The 13,804-nt window shown below is 55.7% G+C and carries 8 protein-coding genes and 1 tRNA gene; 8 read left to right on the top strand and 1 reads right to left on the bottom strand.

The annotated features are described in order from the left end of the window. The 6 genes from IKB43_05535 to IKB43_05510 all read left to right on the top strand — a co-directional run. Nucleotides 1-573: aminoacyl-tRNA hydrolase (locus tag IKB43_05535; GenBank protein MBR2469599.1), on the top strand; the 573-nt coding region annotated here is incomplete at its 5' end. Nucleotides 574-583: 10 nt separating this feature from the next. Then, the gene (locus IKB43_05530; GenBank protein ID MBR2469598.1) at nt 584-1,174 is read left to right on the top strand and encodes a DUF4416 family protein; all 591 of its coding nucleotides are present in this window, start codon (nt 584-586) and stop codon (nt 1,172-1,174) included. Nucleotides 1,175-1,182: 8 nt separating this feature from the next. Then, nucleotides 1,183-2,133, top strand: a complete 951-nt coding sequence (locus IKB43_05525; protein MBR2469597.1) for an asparaginase — start codon at nt 1,183-1,185, stop codon at nt 2,131-2,133. Nucleotides 2,134-2,217: 84 nt separating this feature from the next. Next, entirely contained in the window at nt 2,218-3,675 is a 1,458-nt protein-coding gene (gene guaB / locus IKB43_05520) for an IMP dehydrogenase (GenBank protein ID MBR2469596.1), read from the top strand. A gap of 37 nt (nt 3,676-3,712) precedes the next feature. Further along, a complete protein-coding gene (locus IKB43_05515) occupies nt 3,713-4,675 on the top strand; it encodes an NTP transferase domain-containing protein (GenBank protein MBR2469595.1) in 963 nt (320 codons plus the stop codon). Next, nucleotides 4,657-5,631: an Lrp/AsnC family transcriptional regulator gene (locus tag IKB43_05510; protein ID MBR2469594.1), complete on the top strand. Its 975-nt coding sequence runs from the start codon at nt 4,657-4,659 to the stop codon at nt 5,629-5,631. Before IKB43_05515 ends, IKB43_05510 begins: the two co-directional genes overlap by 19 nt. A 193-nt stretch (nt 5,632-5,824) precedes the next feature. On the opposite strand, the gene IKB43_05505 is transcribed toward IKB43_05510, so the two are convergent. Next, nucleotides 5,825-5,897 (bottom strand) — tRNA-Ala (locus tag IKB43_05505). Nucleotides 5,898-6,019: 122 nt separating this feature from the next. On the opposite strand from IKB43_05505, the gene uvrA reads away from it, so the two are divergent. Both uvrA and IKB43_05495 read left to right on the top strand, forming a co-directional pair. After that, nucleotides 6,020-11,293, top strand: coding sequence for an excinuclease ABC subunit UvrA (gene uvrA, locus IKB43_05500; GenBank protein MBR2469593.1), 5,274 nt, complete (start codon nt 6,020-6,022; stop codon nt 11,291-11,293). A 110-nt stretch (nt 11,294-11,403) separates the two neighbouring features. Continuing rightward, nucleotides 11,404-13,800, top strand: a complete 2,397-nt coding sequence (locus tag IKB43_05495; GenBank protein ID MBR2469592.1) for a formylglycine-generating enzyme family protein — start codon at nt 11,404-11,406, stop codon at nt 13,798-13,800. Nucleotides 13,801-13,804 lie beyond the last annotated feature (4 nt).

The raw sequence follows: 13,804 nt of genomic DNA, 5'->3' as shown, positions 1-13,804 counted from the left end.
TCACCACTCACCACTAGTATGTATCTCATCGTCGGACTCGGAAACCCTGGAACCCAGTATAGCAACACCCATCACAACGCGGGCTTTATGGCCGTCGAGAAATTGGCCGACCCGAACAAGGATTGGAAATGCGAGCACAAGTCGCTTACCATGAAGGTGAACATCGCGGGGGAGGATTGCCTGCTGGTGAAGCCCCAGACCTACATGAACTTGTCTGGCGAGGCGGTGCAGGCCCTGATGACCTGGTACAAGGTGAAGGTGGACCATCTGCTGGTATTCAGCGACGATGTCAATCTGGACGTGGGACGCATCCGTTGCCGCAAGGACGGCAGTCACGGTGGGCAAAACGGGCTTCGGAACATCATCGAGCATGTGGGCGATAAGTTCCCGCGAATCCGTTTTGGCGTGGGCAAGTGTCCGCCCAAGTTCGACCTGAGTGACTGGGTGCTGGCGAAGTTTTCGCCCGAGGACCGGCCCGTTTTCGAAGAGGCCATCGCGAAAGTTCCCGCCCTGGTGGAATGCTATTTCAAGCTCGGTATGGAAAAGTGCATGGAACGCTACAACGGCAAGTAGTGGGGGCAAGGTGAAAGCATCGCAATTTTCGGAAAATGCGCAACTGCTGGCCTTTGTGCTGCAGCCGGGGCCCGAGTGGCTTCCGGAGGTGATTGACGCCCTGGAACGCACCTGGGGGAGTATCCGCCACAGGGGAAAGTTGTTTCCCTTCGACCAGACTCCCTATTACACGCCCGAGATGGGGGAAGGTCTGTATCGTGGAGTTGTATCATTTGAAAAGGAAATTCCGCCGGAGACCATCGCTCTCGAAAAAGAACGGAGCAACGCTCTGGAGTTGACTATGGCGTCTGTGGCACACCCCGATGCCCGCCGGGTGAACATCGACATCGGCTACATGGACCTGGACAAGGTGGTACTCCCCAGTTACAAGCGGGGACCCTTCAAGCTTTACGCCGGTGGAGGCGTGTGGCTGGACATGCTCTTGACTTATGCCAAGGGGCAGTTCCACCCTACGGCCTGGGCTTTTGAAGATTTCAAGCGGAATCCTTACCAGCACGACTTGCAACTCATCCGCGAGAAGTTCAAGAAGATGGGCGGCGGAAAGCACGAATTAGGTGACGAGAAGTCTAACTCGGGTAACGTTTCGTCGCGGGACTTGTAGGGGGAAAGATGGCAAGCGGAAAGAAGCGAATTGCAATTTTGGCCACCGGCGGAACCATTGCCGGCGTAGGCGAGCCCGGCAAGAGCACGGGCTATGTTCCGGGGCAGATTTCTGCCGAAGACCTGGTAAAGTCCGTGCCCGAACTTTCGGAATACGCCGAAGTCACGGCGGAGCAAATCTGCAACGTGAATTCCGACGACATTACGGACAAACTATGGATTAAGCTATCGAACCGCATCAGGGAACTGCAAGAAGACGAAACCGTCGACGGAATCGTGGTGACCCACGGTACCGACACCATGGACGAGACGGCCTATTTTATAAGCCTTACGGTCAAGTGCGAAAAACCGGTGGTCTTGACAGGTTCCATGAAGCCTGCCACGGCGAAGGATCCCGACGGCCCGGCGAACCTCTTGGGAGCAGTCCGTGCGGCGGTGGGATTTGCCATCGACGACGACCCTCCGGCAAACCTGGTGTGGGTTTTCTTTGCTGGGGAGCTCTTCGATGCCCGCGGCGTGCAAAAGTGCAGCGCCTCGGCCATAAACGCTATGGGGGTGGACGCTCCCGGCGAAGGCTCCAACTGGAATGCCCTCAAGGAGCAGAACTTTTTTGACGTGTCGAAACTCCAGGAACTGCCTCGGGTGAACGTGGTCTATTTTACGGTAGATGCAAACCCGAAGGTGCTGGAATACGCCTCCTGTGTTTCGGACGGCCTTGTGATTGCGGGGGCGGGCTCGGGCGAGTTCAGCCAGGCCTGGGCCAAGGTTTTGGAGCGTATCGACATTCCCGTGGTCATAGCGAGCCGCACCCATCACGGGCTGGTGACATTGAACGAAACTCTTGCTCCCGGCTGTATTTGCGCAGGGAGACTTGCGCCTCAGAAGGCGGCGGTACTGTTGAAGCTCGCCCTTACGGTAACGGAACGGGTGGACGACATCAAACGGGTGTTTTCGCTGTAGGCTTTTTTTACGCTTTTTTCTAGCCCCTAAACCCTAGACCCTAGCCTCTTTTTTTCTATATTTACTACGCAAGAGAGGTCTATTATGAAACTTTTGCCAGAAGCCCTGACGTTTGACGACGTCCTTCTTGTTCCCGCTGAATCTTCTGTTTTGCCGGCCCAGACCGACGTGAGCACCCAGCTCGCTCCCAACATCAAGCTGAACATTCCTATCATCAGTGCCGCCATGGACACCGTGACTACGGCTCCTTTGGCCATTTCCCTCGCCCTGCAGGGTGGTATCGGCATTATCCACAAGAACATGAGCGTTGAAGAACAGGCCGAAGAAGTCCGCAAGGTCAAGCGGTGGCAGTCCGGTATCGTTGTGAATCCGGTGACCCTCGATGCCGACCAGCCGGTCTCCGCTGCTTTTGAACTGCGCGCCAAGAACAAGGTGAGCGGTTTCCCGATTCTCTCGAAGGGTAAACTTGTGGGCATGCTTACCAGCCGCGACCTCCGCACCGTGAGCGACATGAACGTGAAGATCAGTTCCGTGATGACCAAGAATCCGGTGACGGCAAGCCCCAAGGTGAGCCTTGCTAAGGCGAAGGAAATCCTCGCCGAAAAGCGCATCGAGAAGCTCCCGCTGGTGGATGCCTCTGGCGCCCTGAAGGGCCTTATCACCATGACGGACATTCTGAAACGCGAAAACAACCCCAACGCTAGCCTCGACAAGAACGGCCAGTTGCTCGTTGGCGCTGCCGTGAGCACTTCTGCAAATACTCTCGAACGCGTGGCTGCCCTGGTGGACGCCGGCGTGGACCTGCTCATTATCGATACGGCTCACGGCCACCACATCGGCGTGCGCAATATGGTGAAGACTGTCCGCAAGAAGTATCCGAAACTCACGATTTGCGCAGGCAACGTCTGCACTCCGGAAGCGGTTGCGGAACTTGCCAAGTGCGGCGCGAACATCGTGAAGGTGGGTATCGGTCCGGGCTCCATCTGCACCACGCGTATTGTTGCCGGTGTGGGTTACCCGCAGTTCTCCGCCGTGGTGGAATGCGGCAAGATGGCCCGCAAGGTCGGCGTGAAGATCATTGCCGACGGTGGCCTCAAGTTCTCGGGCGACATCGTGAAGGCTCTCGCTGCCGGTGGTCATGCCGTGATGGTGGGCTCCTTGTTTGCCGGAACCGAAGAAGCTCCGGGCGAAGTCATTCTCGCCGATGGCCGTAGCTACAAGAGCTACCGCGGTATGGGTTCCCTCGGTGCCATGAAGGCCGGTTCTGCCGACCGTTACTTCCAGGGTGGCGTCCAGGAACCCCGCAAGTTCGTTCCCGAAGGCATCGAAGGCCGTGTGCCCTACAAGGGCCCCCTCCGCGACACCGTTTACCAGCTGATTGGCGGTATCCATTCTGCCATGGGTTATGCCGGTGCTGCTAACCTCGAAGAACTCTACAAGAAGGCGACCTTCGTACGCATTACGGGTGCAGGCCTCCGTGAATCTCACCCCCATGACGTGACGATTACCAAGGAAGCCCCCAACTACCGCACCGGCGAGTAGTCCCGTGATGGTTTGATTATTTTTAACGTCCTCGGGTATGACCTGTGGGCGTTTTTTACTTGGCCCTTATTATAACGAAACGAAAGAGAAGAATTTGGAAAGGGAAAAACTCAACGTCTTGATTCTTGCGGCTGGCCTCGGCACGAGGCTTCGGCCCTTGACCGAAGACATGCCCAAGCCGTTGGTGCCCGTGGTGGACAAGAGCATCCTGGAAATCCAGGCGATTCGTGCCAGGGAGCTTGGGCCTGTGCGTCTCCACGCTAACGCTCACTACCTTGCAGAACAGGTGATAGCCGAAGGTTCGCGTCTCGGGTTCGAGAAGGTCTGGGAAGAGCCGGAAATCCTCGGGACCGCAGGCCCCCTGAAACGCATATACAACGAAGGTTACCGCGGCGGGCTCCTGGTGATGAACGGCGACGCCTACTGTCGTTTTGACTTGAATAAATTTATGGAGAACGCCCGCCGCGACCGCTGCGACGTGGCGCTCTTGGCGGTGGAGTTCCCTCAGGTAAATACCTTCCGTGTTGACGGAAACGGACACTTGGCAGGAGTTGCTGGCCGTTTCGGTTCAGAACAGGGCAAGCCCGCCACCTTCTCGGGAGTGTCCTGGTACAGCGATGCGGCCCTTGCCCGCATCAAGGACGGTGAGTTCGACATCCGTGAATTCTGGAAACAGGAACTTGCGGCGGGTCACCCGATTTATGTGGACTGCAGCCAGATGGACGCCACCTGGATAGACATGGGAAGCCCCGCGGGCCTGAAGGCCGCCTGCGACGCCCGCCTGCAGGAACTGGGGCTGAACAGCTGGGTCGGTGACGGTCTCGATTCCAGACGGCGGGATTGCGTTTCGAAGGTCGGCTGTTCAGTTGTCCAAAATGGAGTGGATCTGCCCGAAGGTGTTCGTGTGGAAAACTCCATCTTGTTTGCGGGAGCGACCGTAGAGGTGGGCGAAACCGTGAAGGACGAAATCCGGGGTAGGGGATTCTCGTGGAAGCTCTAGACCTGAAAATTCTGGAAATTGTCCAGGACGGTTTCCCGCTGGAAGAGCGTCCTTACGCCGCACTGGGAAGGCTTCTTGGCGTTTCAGAAGAAGAGGCTTTCGATAGCGTGGAACGCCTTCGCAAGTCCGGCGTCATCCGTCGCCTGGGTGGCGTCTATGACTCCCGCAGGTTGGGCTACATCTCCAGACTCTGCACGGGAGTGGTGAGCGAAGATAAACTGGAAGGTTTTGCTGCGGCGGTGGATAAGATTCCTGCCATCACACACAACTATGTCCGCAGTCACGCCTACAACGTTTGGTTCACCGTCATCGCCCGGTCGGAATCCGAAATTCAGGAAACGGTTCGGGGGTTGGAGGCGGAAACCGTCCTGCACGATGCCCATGTGCTCTCGGCCAGCAAGATGTTCAAGATAAACACGGTGATGAAGTCTGCGTCGCGGAGTTCTGCAGATGCGTCGGGCCAGGTTGCGGCAGCTCGGGTCACGGAAAGGCCGGTTGCCAAAGGTGCCGAACCCTTTGTCCCTGAGGCAAAGGACCGTCGCCGGATCAACCTCCTGTGCCAGGATATTCCCCACACCAAAACGCCCTTCTCTGATTTGGGAATAGACGTCGCCGAAATCCGCGGTGACTTGGATCAAAAAATCATGCGCAGATTCGGGGCGGTCCTCAGACACCAGCAGGCGGGTTTTGATGCAAACGCCATGGTGTGCCTTGCCGTCGCGGATGCGGAACGGGCGGGAGCATTGTTGGCCGAAGATCCTCACGTTTCCCACTGCTACGAGCGCAGCCCTTTCGGAGGTTTCCCCTATAATGTTTACGCCATGTTCCACGGGCAAAGTGAAGCCGAACTGGAGCAAAGCATCTGTTCTGCGCTGTCTGCCCTGAACGGCCCGGACCATGCGGTGCTGACGTCCCTGAAGGAACTGAAAAAGACCAGTTTCGTCTATTTTGCCTAGGTGCGGTTTGATTACCGTGCAAAACTCAAAAACAAAAGGCTGGCAAATGCCGACCAATCGTGAGCAACAAACGCCTCGTATTAACGAGGCGTGGTTGCGAGAGTGAGCGCAGGCCGGAGAATTTGCACCGAAATTTAGCGCGAACGGTCTTGTTATGTAAAAAAGAGGCAGACTTTTGTCTGCCTCTTTTGAGTGGAGATAGTGGGAGTCGAACCCATGACCTACAGATTGCGAACCTGTCGCTCTACCAACTGAGCTATATCCCCGTTAGGTGAGTGCCGAATATAGCTAAAAAGCCCTTTTTTGGCAAGGTAAGCAAAATGGAACTTGAATAATATCCAAATGTTCACTATCTTTGTGGTCGAAAAAATTTCTCATTTTTAATTCTATGACCAAGTTTATTGATATTCGCGACGCCCATGAACACAACCTGCAACATGTGGATTTGAAGATTCCTCGCGATTCTATCGTGGTGGTGACCGGCGTTTCGGGTTCGGGCAAGTCCAGCCTTGCCTTTGATACGGTCTTCCAAGAAGGCCAGCGCCGTTTTGTTGAATCGCTGTCTGTTTATGCCCGTCAGTTCATCGGCCGCATGAAACACCCCGAGGTGGAGAGCGTTCGCGGCATTTCGCCCACGATTTCCATTGACCAGAAAACGGTGAACCGGAACCCCCGCAGTACTGTGGGTACGGTGGTAGAGATTCTGGACCATTACCGCCTGCTTTTTGCCCGACTGGGCGTGCCCCACTGCCCCAAGTGCGGCCGGGTCATCAAGGCTCAGACCGTGGACCAGATTGTAGATAATTTGTATGTAGGCGACGAGGGCAAGCAGATTACGGTGATGGCCCCCATTGTGCAGGAACGCAAGGGCGAATACCGCAAGGAACTGGCCGAACTCAAGGAAGACGGTTTTGTGCGCGCCCGGGTGGATGGCGAAATCTACAGGATCGAGGAAGTGCCTGCCCTGGTGCGTTACGAGAAGCATACCATTGAGGCGGTCATCGACCGCATGACTTTGGAACGCAAGAACATGAGCCGCCTGCGGGAGGCTCTGGAAGGGGCGCTGAAGCTGACCGACGGAAAACTGGTGAGTTTTTTGCTGTCGTCGGGCGAGGGCAAGGATGGCGCAGGAAATGTGAAGGAGGAATACCGCCTCCAGGGTACGGAGCTTGCCTGCCCCAAGTGCGGTATCTCTATTCCGGAACTGGAACCCCGGTTCTTCAGCTTTAATGACCCCAAGGGCCGTTGCCCCGCCTGTAAGGGCTTGGGAGAAAGTTGCGAGTTCGACCTGAACCTGGTAGTGCCCGACCCGAACCTATCTATCAAGCAGGGCTGTTTTGCTTGTCAAAAGAAGGACACGGGCACGATTATCTTTTCTGATTTCGGCTGGCGGAACTTGCGGACTATCGCCAACGAAATGCACTGCTCCCTGGATACTCCCTGGAAAAAGCTGACCGAAAAGCAGCGCCATGCCTTCTTGTACGGCCCTCCCAGCGGCAACGAAAGCGGAGTGGTCTCCGTGATGCAGGAACTGTGGGACATGTGGCATATTTTCCATTTCCGCAAGTTCATGAAAATCGGAGTCTGTCCCGAGTGCGGGGGTACCCGCATCAACCGCATGGCGAATGCGGTGGAGTTTCATGGCCACAATATCACGGAACTGACGGATTGGTCCGTCGATAAGTCCGCCGACTTTTTCAACGGCCTGAAACTTTCCGAAAAGGAATTGCGGATAGGCAAGGAAATCTTCCGCGAAATCCGGGGTCGCCTGAATTTCTTGAAGACGGTTGGCCTTGGCTACCTGAACATCAGCCGCAAGGCTTCTACCCTGAGCGGCGGCGAGGCCCAGCGAATCCGCCTGGCCAGTGCCGTAGGGGCAGGGCTCCAGGGGGTGCTTTACATTCTGGACGAACCCAGCATCGGGCTTCACCCGCGGGATAACGACAAGCTTTTGGAAATGCTGGAGCACCTGCGTGCCCAGGGCAACAGCCTGGTCATCGTGGAGCACGACGAAGACACCATGCGTCACGCCGACTGCGTCATAGACGTAGGGCCCGGCGCTGGCGTAGAGGGTGGCCGGATTTTGGCGGCCGGAACTGTAGAAGAACTGGAAAAGAACAAGTCTTCGCTTACGGGTGCCTACCTGAGCGGTCGCAAGGCCATCGAGATTCCGGCAAACCGCAAGAGGATTGACAAGAATACCCCCAAGCTGAAAATCTGTGGCGCGTCTGAGAACAACCTGAAGAACATCGACGTGGAAATCCCGCTGGACGGAGCCTTTACCGTAGTTACCGGCGTTTCCGGCTCTGGCAAGAGCACTCTCGTAAACCAGATTCTGCGTCGTGAACTTGCCCGGGTGTTTTACAACTCCGAAGAGCCTGTAGGTAAGTTCGACCATCTGGAAGGGCTCGAGAACATCGACAAGGTAATTGAAATTGACCAGACGCCTATCGGTCGCACGCCCCGGAGCAATCCGGCGACCTACACGAAAATTTGGGACGATATCCGCGACCTGTTCGGTAGCCTGCCCGAAAGCAAGGTCCGTGGCTACACCAAGAGCCGTTTCAGCTTTAACGTGAAGGGCGGCCGCTGTGACGCTTGCGAAGGGGCGGGCATAAAAGTGGTGGACATGCACATTTTGCCCAGTGTGCAGGTGACCTGCGATGTGTGCGACGGCAAGCGTTTTAACGATGCCACCCGCGAAATCTATTTCAAGGGCAAGAATATTTCCGAGATTCTGGAAATGAGCATTGCCGATGCGGCGGAATTTTTCAAGGACCTGCCAAAAATTGCAGAACCCTTGAACTTGCTCAAGGAAGTGGGCCTGGGTTACCTGACGCTTGGCCAGCCTTCTACCACCCTCAGCGGCGGTGAGGCCCAGCGCATCAAGATTGCCTCGGAACTGCGTCGCCCGGGCACGGGCAAGACCCTTTACCTGCTGGACGAACCCACTACGGGTCTGCACTTTGAAGATATCCGCAGGCTCTTGGAATGCCTGAACCGCTTGCGGAGTCTCGGGAACAGCGTGGTGGTCATTGAGCACAATCTGGATGTAATCAAGTGCGCCGACTGGATTATCGACCTCGGGCCCGAAGCGGGTGTAGGCGGCGGACGCATCGTGGCCGTAGGTACTCCGGAGCAGATTGCAAAGAACAAGAAAAGCCAGACCGGCAAATACCTGGCGCCTGTGCTTTTGAAAAAGCATGGGGAGAACAAGCAGTTCGACAGGTCCCTCAAGGCGGGGGAGGCTTACTCCCTGGATATGGAGGTCCACGGCGCCCGCAAGCACAACCTGAAAAACATCGACGTCACTATTCCCCGGCACAAGCTTACGGTAATCACCGGAGTTTCGGGCTCCGGCAAGTCCAGCCTCGCTTTCCATACCCTCTTTAGCGAAGGCCAGCGTCGCTTTGTAGAAACCCTCAGTACTTACGCCCGTCGCTTCCTTGGCCGCCCCGACCACGGGAGCATCGATTCCATCACGGGACTTGCCCCGGCTATCGCCATCGACCAGAAAAGCGCCAGCAAAAGTCCGCGGAGTACGGTGGCGACCCTCACCGAGATTTACGACTATTTCCGCATTTTGTGGGCGAGGGTCGGCACGCCGCATTGCTTGCATTGCGGGAAACCCGTGGATTCGTACTCCGCGGGTGACCTTATGCAGTATGCCTTTGACCGTGACCTGAACAAGATGGTGACGGTCCTTGCTCCCTTCGAAATCAACGATGTAATTAAGTTGTCTAAAATCTTGACAGAAAAGGGTTACCGCAAGGCTTACCTGGGCAAGAAACTGGTGGAGCTTCCGCTGCCGAAAATCCCTACCCGGGAGCGCCAGCTTTTGGCCGTGGTGGACTGCGTGGTGGTCAAGGAATCCAACCGTGCCCGCTTGGTGGAGGCCTTTGAACGGGGCTATCGCGACGGAAATGGAATCCTGTACGTAGAAGACGAAAAGGGCGGACGCCTCGCCTGTTCCGAAAAGCCGGGCTGCCCCGATTGCGGCTGGTACATGGATTCTGCCCTCAACCCCAAGCATTTCAGTTTCAATACCCACTGGGGCGCCTGCGATACCTGCCTTGGTCTCGGACATTTCAAGGATGGCGAAGTCTGCCCCGATTGCCACGGGGAAAGGCTCAAGCCCGAATACCTTGCCGTGCGTATCGCGGGCAAGAATATCATGGATGTCCACCACATGAGTATTTCCGAGGCCCTGGACTGGTTCACCCATGTAAATTTCAAGGGCGAAAAGAACGGTGAAAGCAAGAAGACGGTAGCGGAACCCCTGTTCCGTGAAATCATCGGCCGTCTGGAATTCCTCATCAGCGTGGGACTTGGCTACATCGGGCTTGACCGTGCAGGCGACACCCTGAGCGGTGGCGAGTCCCAGCGTATCCGTCTCGCAAGCCAGATCGGTAGCGGTCTCGAAGGAGTGCTCTACGTTTTGGACGAACCCACGGTAGGCCTCCACGAAAGCGATACCGCCAAGCTGCTGGATTCTCTGTACCGCCTGCGGGACCTGGGAAACACCCTGGTGGTGGTGGAACACGACATGAAGATGATGCAGGCGGCGGACCACATTATCGATATGGGTCCTGCTGCTGGTGAATTTGGCGGTGAGGTGGTGGCGGAAGGCTCTCCAAAGCAACTTTCCAAACCCTACGCCCTGCAGCAGTTCCCCCGGAGCGAGACCGTCAAGTACCTTACGGGCTCTATTCCCGTGACAAACCAGATGGCGGTTCGCCCCGTTACCGAAGATTCGGAGTTCTACGAGTTCAAGGGGCTCAAGAAAAACAACCTGAAGATCTTGTCCGTCAAGTTCCCGAAGGGCGCCATTAGCGTGGTCTGTGGCGTGTCCGGCTCGGGCAAGAGCTCCATGGTGGTTGACGAAATTTTCCCGGCTCTCAAAAAGAAGTTCCAGGCCCGTGGTCGCAAGAAGCAGAGCGGCGAGGTGTTGCTGGTGGACCAGAGCCCAATCTCCGGAACGCCTCGCAGCACGCCCGCGAGCTACACGGGCGTGTTTGACGACATACGCAAGCTATTCGCCAAACTGCCACAGGCCAAGGTGAAGGGTTTTGACTACGGCCGTTTCAGTTACAACTTGGCCCGTGGCCGCTGCGAAGCCTGCGAAGGTCGCGGCGCCATCTCGGTGGAAATGCATTTCCTTTCGGACATCTGGGAAACCTGCGAAGTCTGCGGCGGCAAGCGTTACAACCAGGAAACCCTTACGGTTACTTTCAAGGGCAAGAACATCGCCGACGTTCTGGACCTGCGTATCGACGAAGCCTGCGAGTTCTTCAAGGACCAGCCGAAAATCTTGCCCAAGCTGGAATGCCTGCGGGACGTGGGCCTCGGCTACCTGAGGCTCGGCCAGCCGGTCACCACCCTTTCGGGCGGTGAATCCCAGCGGCTGAAACTTGCGGCGGAACTTTCCCGGAAATCGGCGGGGGAGATGGTGTACCTGCTGGACGAACCCACTACGGGGCTCCACCTGAAGGATATCCAGATTCTCTGGAACCTGTTGCGCCGTTTGTCTGCCCGTGGCGACACCCTGATTGTCATCGAGCACCACCCCGACATTATCCGCATGGCGGACTGGAAGGTGGAATTGGGCCCCACCGGCGGTAGCCAGGGCGGTTATTTGCTGAAAATGGGCGTAAATAGCTGATTTTTCGGCTGTTGGAGCGGCTTTTTGAGGACGTAAATCGTCCCAAGTAATTATCTTTTTTGGAAATAACCGCCGGGAGGCGGTGTTTAGGAGAATTTATAGGAGCGATTATGCATTTGTTGCGCATTCTGCCCGTTTTGCTTTTGTTGCCGGCGTTGGCTCTTGCCGATGGCGACAAGATGTTTAGGGTGTCCATGGACCAGTATAAGGAGGGTGAACTTTTTGAGCCCTTCCCGGAGATGGCAATCAGGATTCCCGGTTCTGTGACCACAATCGCCCCCGCTCTACCCCTGAAGGACAATGCCCTCTTTTTGCGCTACAAGAAGTCGCCTAAGGAATACTACTGGGTTCAGGGCAAGGTGAATCCCGCGGTTTATGGCAATCTTCATGCCTTTAGCCTGGAGAAGAACCAGCTCACCGTTTTTGATGTCCTCCGGATGCGCTTTTATCCGACCAAGAATTCCAAGGCCTTCCAGGACGAAAAGTATATCTACTTCGACAAGGACTACATCTATTCTCCTAGAGTGCCCAAGCTGCTTTTTATGAAAAATGGGCGCTGGCAGGTGCTGAACGAAGACCCGCTCCCGGGTGTTATCAAGGTGGAAAGCTCCATCAAGTCTATAAAGATTTCATCCCTTGATACCAAGCTCCGCAATGTGGCCAAGACGATATCCCCTGTAGTTCCGGGCCCTTACGCCTTTGTGTTCTCGGCTGACGGCTATATGCCTTTTACCGATATCGGTATGGTCCAGAGTGGAAAGACACTGCTTTTCAAGCCCAATCTTGTTCAACTTCGGACAACGGCTCCTGCGGCAAGCCCGGTGTCCGTGACGGTGGATCAGGTTGCCGCCACCCCGAATCTTGAGTATACGGAAGTTCTTTACGACAAATATGTGGGTGAACTCATCACCGTGCTCAATTCTGTGGACACAAATGATTTTGCCAAGGTTTACCCGGCCAAGAAACAGGCTGTTTCTGTAGGTTTGGAGATGAACGATCCCACGTATCAGGCTTACTCGATCCGGTACGACGTTGTGCATGCGGAGGCCCTGGACTTGTGGCGTAAGTCGAAAATGTCTGGCGTTTCTGCCGTAGACCAGGCCTTTAAGCAAAAATTCGATAGTCTCCATGCCTTGCCGGCTCGGTTCTACCTGGTTCCCGATTCCATCTTCTACGATACGGTTACCACTTTGCCAGAGCCTGCTGGTGCGGTTCTTGTTTATCCGGCACCTCCTGCCGCACCTGCAGCTTCTACGGCTCCCACTGCTTCTGCGGCAGCTGCGGACTCTACGGTTAAGGCTGATTCTGCGACAGCTCCAGTTGCTGGCGTTCCTGCTTCTAGTGCTTCTGCAACACCCGTTGAGGCTAAGGCTCAGGCTCAGGCAGATTTCCTGATTCTCAAGTTTAGCCAGCCGGTGAACCGTTATGACGTGACCTGGAAAGGACATGTTCCGGGCTATGCTTCCGATTCCTTGGCGGCAATGCTTGCCTCCCCAGAAGGGGGCGCCAGAATCATCGTATCCCTGCAGAACAACAAGCCCGTGTGGATTTATGGTGCCAACGGCATCACGAGGCATCATTACCGCTATGTGAAACTGGAAGTCCAAGTTGGCGACCAAATTATTGAAGCCCAGGGAAGCTTTATGCTGCCCCAGTACATTTTTGAACAGCAGGAAGTCCAGGACTGGTTGTTCCCGAAGCCCGTTCCTCCTGCGGTAGAAGAAGTTTCTTCTTCGTCCGAGGCTGTGGTGAGCTCGTCTTCTTCAGAAGTGGTTGTGTCTTCTTCGAGCGTGGCGGAACCTTCGCTGAAAAAGATCGTGAATGACCCCCTCCGTGGCAAGTTGGTGGTTCTGGATTCTGGATCCTTCCGTTATTACGGCAACGTGGTAGAAATGTCGCCCTTCGCTATCATGGTGACCGAAATGACTCAGGAACTCATGGAAAAAATTATGCTCCGTGTTGATTCTGCCGAACGGGTCAAGGACAAGTCAACCTTCTTCCACCCGCAAAAGCCGGTCCACAACATTAACTGGGAAAATGCCCGCAAGGTGTGCCAGGTGAACGGGGGTGACCTGCCGACTGAGGCCCAGTGGGAATTTGCAGGCCGTGCGGGGAGTATCGAAGGATCACCCTGGGTGCTGGATTCTGTTCCGGATCCATCTGTTTACGCCATTTACAGGGAAAATTCCTACAACAAGCGTAAAGAAGATGAAGCCTACGGACCACAGCAGGTGGCTACCAAGAAGCCCAATGCCTGGGGCATCTACGATATGTCCGGAAACGTTGCCGAATGGACTCGTGACAAGTACTTTATGCTTTCGTTCTGGGTGGAATCTTCTAACCCGACAGGCGCACTGTTCGGCTCCTCTAGGGTTTACAAGGGCGGTTCCTGGAAAGACAAGGAAAAGATGCTTAATATGTCTGTCCGGGATGACGAAGACCCCAGGTATTGGTCTGAAACACTTGGATTCCGTTGCGTGTATCCCCTGGATGTTATAGGTAAGTAATGCC

The organism is Fibrobacter sp. (assembly GCA_017503015.1).
Classification (GTDB): Bacteria; Fibrobacterota; Fibrobacteria; order Fibrobacterales; family Fibrobacteraceae; genus Fibrobacter.
This window is presented reverse-complemented; position numbering and strand designations above follow the sequence as displayed.